Raw genomic sequence first — 17726 nt, 5'->3', positions numbered from 1 at the left:
GGGTTGCCAGCAGTTGGCGCAGCGGCGTCGTTAAGAGTGCGTCGCGCCGCTCTGGAATGAGCTTCCGCCAAAACGCGACGAGCCGGCTATGGTTTTCATGCTGGCGCACGTAGTCTTTGGCAACTGGACCATATTGCGTCGCCAGCCCGAAAAAAAGCAGGGCTAGGGCTGAAAGAGCGATAAGGCCGGCTTTTGGCGTAAGGCATGGTTAGGCTCCAATTAACAGTGAACGGCAGGGCGGCAACGGCTGGCCTTTTGACGTCAAAGGGGGCACCGCTTTAATGCCTCACCCGCTGTTCGCGGATGACGGGAGGTCAAGGGGCTCGTGCTATTCGAAGAGATGCGGTGGGATGGCTGGGCCCAACAGCCGACCCATCCGTGAGCGGCGCTGTGTGCGTGCGAACTGCCCCCGCGGTCGCCGTTCGCCGAGCGACTTCAGGCGGCCGAGTGCGATGGCTGAGCGTGACTGCAGCAAACACCTGCACGTAAAGCTGGGATAAGAGGGCTTAGGGCGCGCGGGACTCGCGCTGCGGTGTGCGGGATTATATTCAACAATTCTTGTCTCCTAACCGGATCGAGGCAGGTTCCTCCCTCCCGGGCATCTCCCGTCGCTGCGCTCCGGTCGAACGTTGCACCAAGGGTCCTTGCAAGCCCCGCGCCAATCGCGATGTCGGCACTTCAGGAAGTGATTGCGCGGGCGGCAGGTGGGCAGTGGTCAGCGCGCCTTTCCAGAATATCGCTCGCATAAACGTCCGGCGAGCGGCTCCGAGCGTACCTGCCATCGCCGGGCTCTGCGACAGCCTGAAATCTATCTCGAACCAAATCCGAATCGCTCGTTGAGTCTCGTCCCTCCCAGCGCGGTAAACCGCGCCTCGATCTCGGCATTCCAGCAAGCCTCCCACGAAGTTCGCCCGCTGGACAGGGTGAAGGTCTGCTGTCCGATTAGCTGGTTTAAGATCAGCTCAGGCTGCGGCGGCCGCTCGATCTCGCAAAACTCTACAATTCTGCGAATGGTCTCGAACTGAACTTCGCGTCCTTGGTCGCCTATGATCTGCTCATAGCTCAATCCAAGAACATTCTCCTGATCCGCCCACGGTGCCACTGGATGGCAGCGATCATTGAAAATGAAAGGCGCGATCTCATCGAAGTACTTCAGCATTTTGTCAGGTCCGTCCGGCTCATTGCGCCACGTAATCTCAGCCCTCTCAGGCGGGCACCAATCGCTGTCACCTACATATCGCATCTGCGACACAATTGCCGCACGCATTTCGCGCGAAAGAAAGACGATCTTGAAATCCGCTAAACAATGGCGAGTGCCGATGTCGCACGGTAGATGCCCATAGCCAAACTGACCGGGCTGAATAAAGCGCGAGGATATCTCGATCGGTATCCATAGAATATTTTCGGAATGAGTGAAGCGAGCTCGCTCGACATCCACAAAGCGGAAGTCTCCAAGATAGTCTTTATTAAAGAACACATCGGACTGTACAAGCCCGAGCAGTCCAAGCAGACGGGCATATAGGTGGGTGCCCGCCTTCGGAATGGAACATATCATAACCCGCGAGCTTGAGCGGCCGGCCGTCGGCTTGATTGACCAAGATTCATTCGAGCAGGGATAAAGTGGAAAGGGTTGACCCGCGATATCGCGCAGCTCTTCTGGAAGCGGGTGAAACATTGTGGTTTCCTCACTGTTGCAGCGGCTTTTTTAAACAGCCGGAGCCAATGCGCGACAGGACAAGTTCCTGACCAGCTTGACCCCAAGCAGTCGCGCCCTCTGTTGCCGTACCAGAGAAGTAAAGCCCGTCGCATGCGCTAGCCGCGAGACGAACCGCTAGTACGGGTGGATCGGCAAGCTCGTGGCCAACTTGCTGAGATGAGCTATTTACCAAACGCCACGTCGGCGTTCCCTAGAGATGTAGTCACCTTGTCATGCCCCCGGTTTCGATCGGACGATGAACCTAATCATAGAAGAACGCAAGTAAGATTGGTTATGTCGCCAATATGCTAATGAATATATTTTCCCAGACGGCACCGCTTGCGTTGCCGTGCAGTCGTCCCCACTGCCCTGACGACGAGGACACCACGGTTTGCGCGGCGCATGCGCAGCCAGTAAAGTAAGCTCCATTGACAGCATCGGGCCAGGAGGCGTCGTTAAACGAGGCCACTCGCAAGACCGCCTCGCGAGCGGCCGAGCGCATGCCCTCGCGTCCATTGCCCCGACTGCCGAGACATGGGCGCGAACGGAGCGGCAGCCGGAATCCGATATCGACCTTGTCTATGATCTGCGTCAGTGAACCGTCAGCGAGACTCGAATATGCAGGGCTTTGCTAGGCCTTCGCGGGTCGACTGCCAGCTTGGAACGAACACTAAGACACATGCGGAAGCCCCGACATACACAGAAATTGCTGCTAGACATCATCTATGATGCAATTAACACGGCTCCGAATGCGCTCGCACGTATAGCTCTGTATGTTGCACAAGACCCCGAGGCTGTTCTGGCGCTGTCCATTGCCGACCTTGCGCGCAACACCGCTACCGGTTCTGCTTCAATTGTAAGATTTTGCCGAACCTTGGGACTCTCGGGATTTCGCGAGTTTAAGATTGCGCTCAGCGGCGAAATTGAGCGGCGGAAGTTGAGCGGCGAACTGGCTGAACGCGCGCCATCAGAAGCTGTAGACACAGCTCCTCGGATCGCCATCCTCAGTTCTGCTTTACAAAACTCAATTTCCGTGTCCGCTCGTGGTTTTGACGACCTTCAAATTAGTGGGTTTGCCAACCGCATCCGAGCGGCCCGACGCGTCGAACTGTTCGGCACGGGGCCGTCATCCGTCTGCGCTGATATTCTGGCCATGCGACTGATCTGCCTAGGTTTCCCCGCACATTGCTCGGGGTCCGCCACCGTGTCTCACGCTCTCGCGCGAGGGCTTGGCTCGTTGAGCCTCGCCATTGGCATTTCGTCGCGTGGCCACACTGTGGAAACCAAGGATTTTCTGGCTATTGCGCGCGAAACCGGAGCATACACGATTGCCATTACGACCCGCGTTGACTGCCCGATCGCCCGGACTGCGGACGAGGTGGTATTGTTTACCTCGGCTGAGGCTTGGCCACAGGCCGGGTCGGCGATGCACGTGCCGCCTCTGGTGTTGCTGAGCGAATATCTTTGCCAGTGTCTGCAGATGGCGGAAGTCTGAATCCCCACCAAGGCCAATTCGGGCAGTTCCGAGGTTATTTCCGGATCCCACCTCGGTCTTCGTCGCGCGTGCTCGCGTGCACGAGCCATTGAAGCGATAAACTTGAACCGCACTTTCGACTGTGCGTACTGCGTGCTTGTTACATGGAAACGACGAACTCACCGAGCAACCCTCTTGCCACGGCGCGCGGGTGTTTGGTGATCATAGGGGAAGCTTCAACAATTGAGAAGCTGACGAACTACTACACCGGGATCAAACCGGAGGACAAGGCAGGTTCCTCGTCGTTGGGCAAGGCTGCAGCACCAGGTCGACTCCGTGACCTAGGCGGTCCATGCGCAAGGTTCGACGGCGCGCTCGCCGACTGAGTGGCGCTGGAGGGCCTCGAGAGGGCATGGGTCGGCCGCAGCAGCGTGGGACGCAGGAAGGCAGGCAAGATCCTAGCTTCCTTCTTCACCGACAGCAAGTCAGCGGCTCCTTTTGCCGGTCGACAGATCGGTGGACCAGGTCGAGCTTCTTCCATGTCCACTTCTACGTTTGCCACGGTGTTCGGGAATTCCTGGGAGATTGGGGGCTGACATCTATCGCGTGCTGCCACGAAGGTTGGTATTGACGTATTTCGCGAGGTCTAGCGCGGAGATGCTACCAACCAATTGGTCCAGACTCATTTCGGCCGAGATTGAGGCGGAATGCTCCAGGAGTGCAAGGAGATCATCCCTGTGCTTCGAATGGTGGTTCTCCAGGTGCATCTCGACCTTTCGCGCGATGACGTCCGCGAAACTCGCCCTTGTCCCAAAAAGCGGATCGTTGATTAACGCCGTCGGTCGTTCCTGTTCGAGAACCCAATTTATCGCCAGGGTCCCGTTCGATCTCAAGAATACGATCTCCAGCTCCGCGTCGGCAGGTCGCGATGTGGCAATGGAGAACCCCGCGTCCGCCAGAGCCCTGGTATCCTTATCCACAGCCTGATTGAATGCGGCCAAATTGACATGATGAATGTCAATGTCGTTCGGCGCACGCTGGATGAACTGCGAAAGGACGCTACTGCCCGCTACCCAGCTATCTTTGCTCCGATTGCGCGAAATGGCGACCAACGCAATGCGCATCAGCTCGGGCATCATGCGCTTGTGGCCTTCTTTGATATTGAGAACAGCCTGTAAGTTACGTTGACGTCGGGATAGGTCCCGGCTCGCAGAAGCACAGATGTGAGATCATTTGAACCCGCAATCTTTTCAAGAAGGTCGTCACGGGCATTAGTGCCGAACCCAAGAACGATACGACCTGATTCCGTAAGGAACCTTGGGCCATCTGAAAGAAATCTCTCGAGCAAGTTGTACCCTGGATCGATCGCACCACCTTCGAGGTCGTGGACAAACTCGTAATCTTCTGGAGCGTAGCTCGACGGGTAGTTCCAAAATATGATGTCGAACCTTCTGCCAGGTGGAACATTGTTAAATATATCGCTTGCGATGACCTCGACGTTACTAATTCCGTTTCTTGCAGCATTCTCCAACGTGTTCGCGACGGCCCTCGGATTGATGTCACAAGTCAGCAACGACAGCGCGCCAGTCTTTGCCAACAGAAGGCCGGGAAGACCGAAACCGCAGCCGATTTCTAAGACGGTCTTTCCGTCGAATGGGGGAAAATTCTCGCTAATCCAACGCCAACTCTGGAAGTGCTCTGGAGGAAAAACCCCTTCCTGTACGACCAGATCCAGTCCGAATGCCTGCATCTGACGCGGGAAAGTGGCTTGTTGACTTGTCCGAAGCGTTGTCCTGATACGATCAAGTTCGCTCATTGTTCTCCGGCCTTCCGGCGCGGTGCCATGCCTGGTTGTTTTCCCGGCTCGACGGCATCAACGGTTCGCTTCAGTAAGCAATTCCAAAGAGGCATTGAAAACAGACCGGCCTCAAGAATGAGGCGGTCCCAAGATGAGCGGAGGGGTGCATACCGGAAGAGGCCTTCTAGACCGGCTCGATCCCCCTGGAAATACCGCTGGACGGCTGTCGTTAGGCCCGACTTTGCTGCGGTTAGGAGTGCTCTGTCGTAACAGAATCTTGCGTGGGCAAACGCGCTACCATCACTCCGATTGTCCGGCATCGGCGCAGCTCCCCTGTCGCCGAGAACGTTTAGCAACATTTGGGAAATGAATGAGGAATGGGGCGCCGCGCAAGATGTCAGCCAGATGAATCGAGGAGGAAATCCAAGCAGGTCGCTTCGTCGCCCAACGACCGGCCCTGTATCCGCCGTCAGAATCGCGTACACTCATTGTTCTCCGGGCCTTCCGGCGCGGTGCCAGCCTGGTTGTTTTCCCGGCCACGGCACACGGTTCGCTTCAAAGCGAATTCCAAAGAGGGCCATTGAAACAGACCGGCCTCAAGAATGAGGCGGTCCCAAGATGAGCGGAGGGTGCATACCGGAAGAGGCCTTAGCCGGAATCGAGAGAAATCCAAGCAGTCGCTTCGTCGCCCAACGACCGGCACCTAAGTATTCTCAGCTCAGCATCCATTACTTGATGACTATCGCTCACATGAAGGAGGTTCGTCACGGGATTATCGCAGAAAAAGAGACTACGTACGGTGCCGGATAAAGCCTGGGCCGGCTGTGTGTTACCCTTCAGTTTTTGCGACAAGTGCAGCGCATTAGGTCCGCTCCAGATCGTGGCGCAAACCGGACGCATGTCGAATAAGTCCAGCACCAATGGCCAATGCTTCCCGCCGGTGGAACAGGTAAGGGTATAAAACGCATCAATGGATTTGCGACTATGAATCGAAAAGAACCGTTCCGAGAGTTCCAAACCGGTTCGCCGGCGAATAAATTCGTCGAGCAGCGAGGTTAGGCCAGAGCGCGCGACTTCCGGGCCATACACTATCAGCGCCGTGGATGACATCATGCCGCCCCCCCAAAGGGTCGCTTGTGATATGGGCCTTCCTGCTCGCGACGGTGATCCTAGTCGCTCTAACGCGTCTCCCTTCCAGCCAATCGGCGAGACGAGCGGGATGACGGGCATTAATCACAACGCCGGGAAGGCTTTTCTTCGCCATGAATTCGACCGCGCAGGCGTCAATCGAGGTGTGGCCGAGAAGGACAAGATCTTGAGCAGCGATCTGCTCTATAAGTGCAGCGGGATCGTCGGTTGCTCCACCGCGATGCACGCCATCGACATCTGTCAAAATCACCAGCTGTGGTGCCCCAGTTAACCAAGCGATCCACGCGGCAACGGCGTCGGATGTGACGTCCCAACTCCATTCCACTGGGTCAGCCGCAAACAGCAAACGGGAAGGCAGCAGCACTGGAATCTTCCCAAGTCTCGCGAGAGTTCGGCATTCGCCTAGGCTGGCCGATGGAACTAGTTTGGAAGAGAAGGCGGCATCCGCAAGCAAATACCCCGTTTGGTCCTGTGCTAGAGCACACGCATGATGCGCGGTACACGGATCTAATCGCTCGGCTGCATCAATCGCCTCAATTGCTTTGTCCGGGATGCCGCCGCCTGGAACAAGTAGGATTCGATGGCCCTTATCGGCGAGACGCTCAAGTTCAGCCAGTGCGAGCTTACACACGGCAAGATCACGCATGATGCTCCCGCCGAATTTGAGAACAATCGAAAAGCCATATGGTGGAAAACCTTTTATTGAGCAGTCCATCGGCTTGCCATCCCGCCCTCAGGCAACAGATACGATCTCAGGAATTTTTGAAGCTAGGTTTGGAAGCGCTGCCCAGACCTTTTGAAACGCGGCCGCGTACAATTTCATCACTTCAACGTCGTTTGGTGGAGCGATCTCCGACACGTAAAACATGGTGTTCAATATCTTCATGGCGTTTGGAAAATCGGTCCTTGACCATTGGCCGCAGATATCCGGCAGATATTCAAAGACGGGCTTCGTCAGCCAGACCGCAACGGGAACTCCCTCGGCTTGAAGAAGCTTAATGATGAAATCCCTGGCCGTAGGGCCAGGTAGAAAACCGAGCTTTTCCGGCTCAAGACGCAACGGGAGATTCAGCATCGATTGTTGATGATCTGCTGGATCGAAAAGAGGCAGAAGCCCTGAGAGGTGGCCAATCTCCTGCCAAAGGAACCTAGCATTCCTTCGCCTTTTTTTAAGCTGCCGGTCAAGCTGCTTGAGCCTGTGATTAGCAATGGCAGCAGAGAATACATTGGGTCGGTAATTGTAGCCTTTGGAGTTCGGGGAGAATATCCTAGCTCCACATCGCGACGAGCTTGTCAGCGAAACATTATCTACATGGTGGATCAGAGCAGGGTCCCTCGTCAGGACAAATCCAAGCTCACCTGCCCCGAGGTGTTTAGCTCCGTTGCCGGAGAGAGAGAGTGCATCGCTCTCCAAGTAAGCTCCATTGACAATATCTTTCGCAGCGCCAATTGATTGGCAAACATCATCGATAATCGCCACGCCTCGCGCTCGCGCCGCGAATCTCAAGCTGGGAACCAAGAGGTTATTTCCGAACAGATGAGTTATGAGCGTCGCCGCGTCACCTGGCTTGATGAGGGAGGCCGCCATCTTCTCATCAACTCCGGCAAGGTCTGGCTCAACATCGACAAAGACCGGTTCGAGTCCACTGATCGCGATTGGGCCGACGGCTCCCGGCCAGTTCAAAGCCGACGTAACGACTCGGCGACCTCGGTTCCGGTAGTAGTCGAGAGCCACGTGAATAGCGGCTGTGCCGCTTCCAACGGCGCGCACAGACCAGTTACCCGACCAATCCGCTAGCCGCTTTTCGAGCTCAATCACCATAGGGTGATTGACGCGATGATATTTGCCGCTTTCGACAACATTTGCGAGCGCCTTCAAATGTTTACGTTTCGCAGCTGGCCAAAGAACAACTCGCCCAGCCGGCACCGTGGGATCTCCTCCAAAGAGCGCAAGAGAAGTGTCCTTCTGGTGGACGCATCGTGTGCTTGCTGCCGTGGCTAAGCTTACATCCTTGGTCATATGATCAAGCCTGGTTGTGTTACATCGGCCATCGGCCACTCGCGAAGTCACGAGCCGAACCGAACCGTCTCTCGCATACTTTTGCGTCTTGCAACGAGGCTCGGCTAACCCACAAGAGCAGAGTCGCTCCTGAGAACAGGCTGGGCGCCGTAGCGCCCTCGCTACGTTGAGTTCAGGAAAGAGCTTTCAAGCTCGCAACCGGCGTATGAGGCGTCAACCTCGTCGGAAATGAACTCGCTGAACGATTCAGTCCCTCCTTCGTAAATCAACACCTAATAGCCCCTGACAAGAATGGGAAGTGGTCCTCTGAAATATATTTATGGATATATTATTTATTCTCCGCCTACCTTTAGCCCCCTATCTGAGATATTTTAGTATCGGAAGTGACAACGCGAGGTTGCTTTTTCAGCCTCTCGTGCCGGCACCATTTAAAAGATAAAAAGCGCAGCGCGGATGCGCAGGAATATCATCCCGCCAAAGCCGCGGGCCAGATAATCAGCCAACCTTGGCGAGCTGGGAGCACCCCGAGCTTCCGTAATTGGTTGAAGCACTCGCCGGACCGAGGGCCGGCGTCCAATGTTAGTAGCCCCTTTCGCGAACACTCCGGCTAGTGGGTTTGTGTCAGAATGACCTCTCCCGGGATCGTATTCTGAGCGCTCAGTGAGGATGTATCTCGTTGTAGTCATCCCACCGGGCGATCTGGCGGAGAACCATGGGTGATCATGCAAGGAGTGATGCGAACGCAATCACGCTGAAGGTTTTGACCCAGGCTTCCGACACGTCGCTGGAGTGGGGCGCTTCACGGGCGTGGAGCAAGTAACGCGGTCAGCGCAGAGGCGAAGGCGCGTGTTCCTTGCCGGTGTAGGGGTGCCATTTTCCGACAGGTCTCGATCGGATGAGGCACCCTCGTCGATCCGAAGCGTGTCTTGACCGCCTCCAGCATCATATCGCACGGGACCCGCAGCCCTCCTGCGACGGCCCAAGCCGAATGGCTCAGCTACTCGGCTGATGTCGGCGAAAATCGCTCACCAATACTTCTTTGTAAACGTGAAGTTTGCCAGCTGTCTCCTGCTCATATTTTGCAAAGCGCGCGACACTGCGCGCTGTTCTACATCAAGGTGGTTAGTCAATGCGGATGCCACTGCGCTCGTAGTCTTGCCGAGCTGAGGCATTGCGTCAGTTAGCCTTGCAAGACTGGTTCGAAAAGCCGGGGAAAGCTCAGACGCGGTTATTTCCATGCGAAGGGCATGAGAGCAGAAACAGAACTTGTCGATGATATGGCAGATTTCGCAATTACATGCCCCCAGAGCTATGTCAGTGAATATTTCTTCCGCTCGAAGAGCGAGCTCCGTTGGAGATAACTCACCAGAGGGGGCGGTTCGGTCGAGAGGGTGAGTCCGTGTACGAGTTAGGGCGAAGGTAAGTGTTTCGCGCGCCACCACATACGAGTCCAATAGAACCCACTCGACCAGAGGTCTCGTAAAGTAGCCCCTTTGAGGAAAGGACACGATCTTCCCTTCCGCTGCAAGTCGGATAAGTGCTTCGCGTATAGGAGTCCGGCCGATGTTGAGGTCGGACGCTAGCTCTTTATCGCTGAGATGCTGCCCCGGCATGTGGGATTTGCTGTAGAGCAATTGAAGTACCGCGTCGTAGGCTGCATCGGCTTTTGCGTTCTTCTTGGCTTCAATAGCCAAACTGGGCATTTCTGTCCGACGACATTGGGCCGCATTTTTGCAGAACCACATCTCTACGCTTCCCCTTTTTTCGACGTCCTTTGAACGTTCGATTAGCAGAATTTGAGTTTCTGCGGCGTGCTATTTCTCGACATCCGGACATGACGCATGCACCGCGCGACGCCTCAGCTGCATACACCATGCGTATGAGGTGTGACCATGGCCAGCCGCGGCGCTCGGATGCGGAAGCCGGTTGTGTGCGTCAAGTTCTGCAAAAAGGGGCGGCCATGGTGCTGGTCATGCGGCTTGGCGCAGAGTGAGCTTCTTGTGCTCGCGCAGGTCGTCCATGTTGATGTAGCGGTTGGCCTCCATCCAGTTTTCGTTGGTTTCGACGGCCAGCGCCCTGACGAGGCGTAGGCAGCTCTGTGAGTTTGGAAAGATGCGCACGATATAGGTGCGGCGCCGGATTTCCTCGTTGAGCCGTTCAAGCATGTTGGTGCTCTTGAGATGCTTGTGGTGCTGGCGTGGCAGACGAAAGAAGGTCAGCGTGTACTCGATGGTCTCCTCCACCCATGTCGTCAGTCGTGGGTAGCGGGCCGACCATTTGGAAAGCCATGCGGCGAGATCGGCCTTGGCCTCGGCGAGATCGCGCCGGTCGTAGAGCCAGCGCAGTTCCTGCAGGCAATCGTCGCCATGCTTTCTCGGCAGGTGATCGAGCGCGTTCCTGAGGAAGTGCACGTAGCAGCGCTGCCATGCCGCTTCCGGGATCACCTCGGCGATCGCCGCGACCAGGCCGGCATGATCGTCTGACACGACCAGCTCGACGCCCTTGAGGCCGCGCGCCTTCAAGCCAACGAGAAAGTCCCTCCAGGCCGAGCGGCTCTCACGATTGGCCATCTCCACGGCCAGGATCTGACGCCGGCCGTCCCAGTCTATGCCGACAGCGATCAGCACCGCCTGGCTCATGACGATGCCGGCCTCGCCCACCTTCTCGTAGCGAGCATCGAGGATGAGGTAGGCAAAAGGCTCTTGAAGCGGGCGCTCGGCAAACGCTTTCAGGCTCTCGTCCAGGCGTTTGTTGATGGCCGAGATGGACGAGGCCGAGAAGGCATGGCCGCACAGCTCTTCCGTTATCGCCTTGACCTTGCGGGTCGACACGCCCTGCACATACATCTCCGCAAGCGTGGCCACCAAGGCCCGCTCCGAACGCTGGTAACGCTCGAAAAGCTCGGTGGAGAAGCGGCCGGCCCGGTCCTGCGGAACTCGCAGCTCAAGCTTGCCGACACGGGTGACAAGAGTGCGGCCATAATAACCCGAGCGATAGCCGAGCCGCTCCGGTGTGCGCTCGCCTTTCGAAGCACCCAGAGCCTCGTCCATCTCGGCCTCGAGCACCTCCTGCATCACCGCCCGGATCACTTCGTGCAGACCTTGCGGGTCCGAAAGCAGAATGTCTTTGACGGCGGCGCTGGCGGTCTTACTTTCAGTCTTGGGTTATGGTGGCGTTCCTTCGCGGGAATCAGGTGACGTTGAACATCACCAGCCTGCCATGACCGCCCCCTCTCAGCGAATTTGCAGAACTCTCAGCACACTACCGGGAAGCCTCAGAGGACCGGACGCGGAAAGATCTAGGAGGCGTTAGGCGCTCGACGCACCTGAGCTGCGCGCAAACCATTTCCTGCGCTCGTCGCTTCGCCACGCTAGACTAGCGGACTGCGCAACCCTGACCAGTTCCGCCCGGCGAGCGCTTACCACGGGGGCTTTGACCCACTCTCGGTGACATTTCTTTACAGCGCCGACTAACGGCCCTTAGCAGATCCAACTTGCCGCGGCCGTACATCTGTCGTTTCACCAGTTTGCGCTTGGCCCTCGCTTTGTTCGTAGACCATACTTCGGTGGTCGCCGCACGACGGCCGTCGTCACTAACGGAGCGACCGTTCTGACGGAACTTCCCGGGGTGGCATCTCTTGTCATTGCCCTCGGAGAGGCCCGGCTCCGACTAAAACTACACTTGGCGATCTGAAGAGCGAAAGGAAGGCTTCGCTGAAGGCGGTGTTGGCACCAACAGAGATCTTACCAAGCGTTCGCACAGCTATGCTTTGGTTCGCGAGGCATTGGGATTTCTGTGCCCCTTCAGACACTCGGCGATGCACTCACTCAGAAGAGCCATTGAAGGCATAAGCGTTGCCGGTCCAGGTTCGGCCAGGGCCCGCGCCGGAGCTGAGTAGGAGCACCTCATGCGCCACCCCAGAGACTGGCGATTTGTCACGCGTCGTTATTGCAAGCGTATGCGCTCCTCGGTCGCGGCCAGTTCTGAGAAAGGCGACGGCCTCTCGCTCATATCTTTCATAGGAGATGCCGATAGCATAAGCCGAAGCGTCCAGCCCATGAGCCAGACCGCGAGCGATGTTCACAATCCGGGGTCCCCAGCCAGATCAGGCGGCTGTGACAGTAGCTCTGCGCAGATTGCGGAGACGCCCATACCAAGAGCTTCGACACGCGTAGCACTCTGTAGTCGCTCCGTCAGGCGCTCGATCTGGGCGTAGTCGAGAAGGCGAGCTGAGGCCTCAACCGAATGTAGGAAGGCCGCGCTCAGGTTCGCAATTTCCGGTCTTACATGCGAGTTCAGTGGCGAGGTGCTGTGTCAGTCGCCGGGCTTTATCGCGCTCAATCTCCCCGGTAACGCCACCCTGAACTCGCGAAACCCAGAGAGGCCAAGAGTACGGCAAAAACGCAAAACCGACGCTTCTCCGCTGTTTGTTTGACTTACGAGTTTGGAGATAGATAAGTCCCCAAGAAGCTCGGGGTTTTAGGCAACAAAATGCGCGATTCTGGATTGTGAGCTAGGCCCGCTGGCGACCAGACCGCATACCGCATCCCGCACCAAGCTTGATGACCTGTCCGCCATTGCACTGCCCGCCGGGGTATGGTGTTCCGGATGCAGGCGCGGGCGGACCGTCCACGCCGCTGCCCTCTTTCTACATTGGGCAAAGCAAACCTTTAAGTTCCGCCAAGTTCAGCAACAATGCCTCCGGCTCAAAGGTCCGGAGGTCATTCCTCAGTCGACTCGTATGGTGGCGGGCGCCCCCGAATGCGCAGTAGCGCATATTTGCATTTCGCGCGGCACTAAGACCGATGACGCTGTCCTCAATGACAAGGCACTCTCTGGCAGACACGCCCATGATTTCCGCCGCCAATAGCAGCACAGAAGGGTCAGGCTTCCGGACACCGATGTCATCGGAGGAGAAGAACCGTGAGCCTACAAGCCCCAAGAGATTGGCGGCTCTCATGCGGTGGATGAGTTCGAAACGAGATGTGTTCGATGCGACACAAAAGGGAATGGAAAGCCACTGGAGCAGTTCAACCGCGCCAGGTGTCGCCGACAGGATCCCAGAGGCGGCCAGCTGGATCTCAGCCGCGGCCGTTTCCATGAAGTTCTTCGGCAGGCTTACACCGACAAGTCTTTCCAGATGCCGTTGTTGATCGTCTCGCTCAACACCGGAGAGCGTTGCCGTTATTTCATCTGGATGCACCTGGAAACCTTCCGCGGCAAGTTTTGCCGAAATCACCTCCGATGCTACGATTTCCGTCTCCGCAAGGGTGCCGTCAAAATCGAAGATGATCAGTCGAGGCCGCGACCGATCGGACGTTTTGATCGATGGTGAAGCCATCATTTCGGATCACCGGGACGAATGACAGGCAGCTGATCAAGTCCCTCGTGACGATGGACAACGACATCCGATCCGTCCAACATGACGACATCGTATGATGGCGCAGCCGCCACAAATATGGGCTTGCCATATTGTTCCCAGTCCAGAACGATATGCTGCGCCGTGCCACGGCTGGCAGTAAACGATATGCCCGACAAACTGCCTGCTGCAGCAACATGCCGGTGACCAAAGAGCATGTGGCGGACCGATGCGTTTTTCCGAAGGATGGAAAGGAGCCGATCGGACTCCTTCATATCGCTCGTCTTAAAACAAGGCACATGCAAATCCGCCGGCGTATGGTGCATAGCAACCACGACTGGTCGGCCGGCGGCACGGAAAAGCTGGTCCTGCAGCCATTCAAACCGGCCACCGTCAAGACAACCGAAATGGCTGATGTCGTCCTTTGTGTCGAGCAAGACGACGAGCCAGTCGTGCAAGTCGACAGCCGCCTGAACGAATCCTTCCCCGCCGAATACGCCTCGAAATGCGCCGCGGTCATCGTGGTTGCCGATCGTCAAATGGACCGGGAGCCGGACCTCCGACAAGATCTCGCGCAAGAGTGCGTAAGCGGCTGGATCGCCTGTATCAGCAAGATCGCCAGTAATAAGGATGAGCTTGGCATCTGCGTGTACGCGCGAGACATGGTCCAAGGTGTCGCGCAATCTCTGCGCCGGATCGATGCCGTAAAGCGTCTTGCCAGGGGCAACAAAATGAGGATCCGTGATATGAATGATTTTCTGCATTGCTCCACACTCAGATTGGGCCCGACCCTGGGAGGAAGTGGGACAAGAGACCGCTGCTGCGTCAGGCCACTTGATTGTCGTCGTTGTGGTGACCATCTATTCCAGGCGTCTGACAGCGAACCGTGAGCAGTGAGGGGTCGACCCTCTCTGCCGCCCGGAGGTGTTCGATTCCAAGCAAACAGTTGACCGACGAACGGCCAATAAATGTCGCGAGTTGTAAATGCTCGGGCCGCATAAGGGACCTCGGTCGCTATCGCTTTCGGTTGATCATGAAGTAACTCGTCCATCATCGAAACGGTGCCACGGGCCTGTGCTTCGAGCTCCGGTGAGTTCCCCCACGCAGACACGAATGCTCCTTCTTGACCCTCAATTGTAATTTGTGAGCAGCTCGGTCGAACACCGTTGAGTGTCGCTTGCGCGCGCCCGCCCCATGCCGCATCCGCCTGTCAGACTTCGCCGTTATCGAATGCAAGGGAGCTTTGTTCGGATTTATGTCAAGTGGACGGAATCGCCGGGACAGTCGGTATAGGAAGACATTTTTGTGGGGTTGAGTGGATGGGAAGCTGCTGCAGTTCACCTTACGGCACCTGCTGCCACCGGGTCCGCCTCCTGCCATTTTGTATTGGGCTGGACTTCGCTCGTCATCAGCAGGACGCTAAGTTCTTCGGCTGATCGCGCGACCACCGCAGCGCCGGCTGACAGCAATCGTTGACCGTGGTCGTCGTGGCAGTGGCCGCCCGCGGTGAAACCGATCACCATCATCCCCGCGGCCACACCGGCTCGAACGCCTGCAATGCTGTCCTCGACAACGACGCAGCGCGCTGCCTTAGTGCCCATCTGGGCGGCAGCGAACAGGAAGAGGTCCGGTGCAGGCTTACCGGCCTTTACCATGGCGGAGCTGAACACGTGGGGATGGAAGTATGCCCAAAGTTCCGTCAGTTCAAGACCAAGCCGCAGCTTGTCGGGGGCGCTGCTCGATGCGACGCAGCGCGGCAATCGCAACTGATGCAGGAGTTGGTCAATGCCGCTGATCGCTTGCAGTTCCGTCTGGTAGCTTTCCTTTATCCGGGATTGCACGATGACGTCGAAGTCGCTGGGTAGAGGGCGGCCCCAGTCTTCTTCGATCATTTTCCGCATGGTGGCTGAGGAAAGGCCGGTAAACCGCAGAATCACATCAGAATACGACATGGGATAGCCAATGCGGGTAAGTTCTTCGGCATCGATTCGACTTGCCAGCGTCTCGCTATCGATCAGAACGCCGTCGCAATCGAAGATGACCAGTTCATAAGAGGCCTGTTGATTCATTGCATGCCCTCGGGAACCCAACCTTCTGCGGAGACCTCGACCACATGTCGGTCGCTAACTTCGAAGCGATGCACCAGGACCCCATCAACGTCGATTATCGCGATGTCAAAAGCGGGCGCATCCTCGACGAAGTCCGCGTCTCTCCGCGTGAAATGTGGAATGATCTGATGCGCCACGCCGCGGTTTGCACTGAAAGGGATGCCGCTCCAGGTGCCGCCAACATCGACATGCACATGGCCGTGGAAAATGTGCCGCACATTGCCGGCGCTGACAATCGCCTGCATGATCGGGCGCCAATTCTCGGTGCTCCAGGGTTCGAAATGCGGCAGGCCGATCGGCTGCAGCGGATGATGGACGAAGAGGTAGGCCCGCACATCCGACGCCTCGGCCACCCGGGCCAGCAGCCACTCGAGCCGACCATCGTCCAAGGAGCCATGACCGAAACCTTCCACCAATGTGTCGAGAAAAATGAGGCGCCCGGCAGATCCGTCGTGAACCGACTGGATAAAGCCGTTCTCATCGCGCGGCTCTCCAGGAAACGCCCGAACAAAATTCTCGCGGCTGTCGTGATTGCCGAGCAGAAGGCGGGCGGGCACGCGCAGTTCCTGCAGCACCTCGCGAAGTAGGACATAGGAAGCGAAATCTCCCTCGTCAGTGAGATCGCCAGTCACGACGCAAAGCTCGGCGTCGGCGTGATCGCGGTTGATGCGCTCAATGGTCTTGCGAAGCCGTTGGGCAGGATCGAAGCCGAAGAGCATGGCGCCTAACGGCACAAGATGGGGGTCGGTCAGATGAATGAGTTTCATGGATAATCCCGAAAAAGGGAGGGATGCCGCACAGGAGCGTGCAGCGTCTCGGACGAGGCGATCAGTTCGTTTTCGGCAGGAGTGCGCGAACCTCGGACACCATGTCTGCGAGAGCGGCTTCCGGTTCCTTGGATCCAAGCGCAATAGCCGTCATCTCGTCGCGGAGGACCTCCCCGATCTGCACGCCGTTATCACCAGGCCAGGAGAACCACGGGCGGGCGCGGGGCGTCTGAAGCACGCTGGTGTACCAGTTCGGGTGCTTATCGTAGAAGCCGGCGAGATGATCCTTGTCGAGGGCAAGCGTGTTGGTCGGCATATAACCAGTATTCGGCACGACAATGCTCTGGCCTTCAGGACTTGTGGTGAACTTGACGTAGTCCCAGGCGGCGGCGCGCTTGGCGGGATCGTCGGTAAGGATTATCGCAACCATGCCGCCCGTCGGCATCGTCGCATCTTCAGCGCCGAGCGGCTGCTTGGCTGTGCGGAGCTTGAACCGATCTCCAATTTCACCTTCGAAACCGCTCACACTGCCGGCAGAGGCGAAGAAGAAGCCGAGCTTGCCAGAGGTGAAGAGCTGCCGGGCGGCATGGGAGTCGATCGCCGGCTGAGCGCCGTCGGTGTGGAACCGCTTGAACAGCTTGACGGCAGCCTGGCCTGCAGGACCGTCAAAAGCGATGTCGCTCTCCTTGTCGTTCATCATCTGGCCGCCGAAGTTGCGTACCAGGTTCTGCGTGGCCCAGTCGTCCGAGCCGAGCTGGTAATACATGCCGGACGTTCCATTGCCGAGCGCACCGACCTTGCCGGCCAGTGCGACGAAGCTGTCCCAATCGGTCGGAACCTTGTCGGGGTCGCCGCCCGCCTGCTTCACGAGATCGGCATTGTAATAAACGACCGGCGTCGACATGGCGAAGGGAAGTCCGTACAGATGGCCCTCGATTCTTGCCAGAGACAGGATTTGTTCCGTGTAGCCCTTATCGGCCAGGTGATCGGCGGCAACGAGATCGTCGATGGGCTTTACGAGCCCGCGCGTGACGAGCGGACGGAGCACGTTAAAGCCGACATAGTGAACGTCCGGCAACTCGCCTGCCATGCTCTGACGAATCAACGTCTGGACAGCTTCGTCATAACTCGGCGCAGCAGCGCGGAAGCTGATCTTGATTTCCGGGTGGTCCGCCATGAAGCGGTCTGCAATCGGCTTGTGGATCACTTCGTGTTCGGGCCAGGCGTAATAGACATTGAGTTTCGTCTCGGCTTGCGCTGGCATGGCTGCCGCTGCGACACCGGCAGCAAGGATCATTGCAACTGTTTTCACATTGCTCTCCTGAGTTTTGAGATGGGGGTTTTTAGAGACGGAG

The 17726-nt window shown here is 57.4% G+C and carries 14 protein-coding genes; 1 reads left to right on the top strand and 13 read right to left on the bottom strand.

All coding sequences use genetic code 11. The features are described 5' to 3' along the window. Positions 1 to 808: 808 nt before the first annotated feature. The gene (locus tag EJ066_RS13560) at positions 809 to 1675 is read right to left on the bottom strand and encodes a sulfotransferase domain-containing protein (RefSeq protein WP_126038507.1); all 867 of its coding nucleotides are present in this window, start codon (positions 1673 to 1675) and stop codon (positions 809 to 811) included. A gap of 727 nt (positions 1676 to 2402) precedes the next feature. Here EJ066_RS13560 and EJ066_RS13555 point away from each other — a divergent pair. Beyond that, entirely contained in the window at positions 2403 to 3191 is a 789-nt protein-coding gene (locus tag EJ066_RS13555) for a MurR/RpiR family transcriptional regulator (protein WP_164891752.1), read from the top strand. A gap of 578 nt (positions 3192 to 3769) precedes the next feature. Here EJ066_RS13555 and EJ066_RS13550 read toward each other — a convergent pair. The 12 genes from EJ066_RS13550 to EJ066_RS13490 all read right to left on the bottom strand — a co-directional run bounded on the left by EJ066_RS13550 (position 3770) and on the right by EJ066_RS13490 (position 17683). Continuing rightward, positions 3770 to 4309 (bottom strand): hypothetical protein, encoded by a 540-nt coding sequence (locus tag EJ066_RS13550; RefSeq protein ID WP_051695334.1) that lies wholly within the window; start codon positions 4307 to 4309, stop codon positions 3770 to 3772. After that, on the bottom strand, positions 4306 to 4986 hold the full coding sequence (locus EJ066_RS13545) for a methyltransferase (protein ID WP_029354798.1): 681 nt from the start codon (positions 4984 to 4986) through the stop codon (positions 4306 to 4308). Before EJ066_RS13545 ends, EJ066_RS13550 begins: the two co-directional genes overlap by 4 nt. Positions 4987 to 5616: 630 nt before the next feature. Further along, positions 5617 to 6057: a nucleoside-diphosphate kinase gene (locus tag EJ066_RS13540; protein WP_245455148.1), complete on the bottom strand. Its 441-nt coding sequence runs from the start codon at positions 6055 to 6057 to the stop codon at positions 5617 to 5619. After that, positions 5951 to 6832, bottom strand: coding sequence for an aspartate kinase (locus tag EJ066_RS13535; RefSeq protein WP_245455147.1), 882 nt, complete (start codon positions 6830 to 6832; stop codon positions 5951 to 5953). Before EJ066_RS13535 ends, EJ066_RS13540 begins: the two co-directional genes overlap by 107 nt. Positions 6833 to 6850: 18 nt before the next feature. Further along, positions 6851 to 8137 carry a DegT/DnrJ/EryC1/StrS family aminotransferase gene (locus EJ066_RS13530; protein WP_095521241.1) on the bottom strand — a complete coding sequence of 429 codons (1287 nt, stop codon included), beginning with the start codon at positions 8135 to 8137 and terminating at the stop codon, positions 6851 to 6853. Positions 8138 to 9162: 1025 nt separating this feature from the next. Continuing rightward, a complete protein-coding gene (locus EJ066_RS13525; RefSeq protein WP_029354792.1) occupies positions 9163 to 9882 on the bottom strand; it encodes a GntR family transcriptional regulator in 720 nt (239 codons plus the stop codon). Between the two features lie 225 nt (positions 9883 to 10107). After that, complete coding sequence (locus EJ066_RS13520; RefSeq protein WP_126038502.1) at positions 10108 to 11259, bottom strand: IS256 family transposase; 1152 nt, start codon at positions 11257 to 11259, stop codon at positions 10108 to 10110. Positions 11260 to 12785: 1526 nt separating this feature from the next. After that, a complete protein-coding gene (locus tag EJ066_RS13510) occupies positions 12786 to 13481 on the bottom strand; it encodes an HAD-IA family hydrolase (protein ID WP_091597848.1) in 696 nt (231 codons plus the stop codon). Then, on the bottom strand, positions 13478 to 14260 hold the full coding sequence (locus tag EJ066_RS13505; protein ID WP_029354781.1) for a metallophosphoesterase: 783 nt from the start codon (positions 14258 to 14260) through the stop codon (positions 13478 to 13480). Before EJ066_RS13505 ends, EJ066_RS13510 begins: the two co-directional genes overlap by 4 nt. Positions 14261 to 14833: 573 nt before the next feature. Further along, positions 14834 to 15565: an HAD family hydrolase gene (locus tag EJ066_RS13500; protein ID WP_051695327.1), complete on the bottom strand. Its 732-nt coding sequence runs from the start codon at positions 15563 to 15565 to the stop codon at positions 14834 to 14836. Further along, positions 15562 to 16371, bottom strand: coding sequence for a phosphodiesterase (locus EJ066_RS13495; RefSeq protein WP_091597850.1), 810 nt, complete (start codon positions 16369 to 16371; stop codon positions 15562 to 15564). The genes EJ066_RS13500 and EJ066_RS13495 overlap by 4 nt, the downstream gene beginning before the upstream one ends. Before the next feature lie 61 nt (positions 16372 to 16432). Further along, complete coding sequence (locus EJ066_RS13490) at positions 16433 to 17683, bottom strand: ABC transporter substrate-binding protein (protein WP_029354776.1); 1251 nt, start codon at positions 17681 to 17683, stop codon at positions 16433 to 16435. Between the last annotated feature and the right edge of the window lie 43 nt (positions 17684 to 17726).

Source organism: Mesorhizobium sp. M9A.F.Ca.ET.002.03.1.2 (assembly GCF_003952365.1).
In the GTDB taxonomy this organism is placed as follows: domain Bacteria; phylum Pseudomonadota; class Alphaproteobacteria; order Rhizobiales; family Rhizobiaceae; genus Mesorhizobium.
Note: the sequence above shows the minus strand (reverse complement) of the source record. Positions and strands in the feature narration are given on the sequence as shown.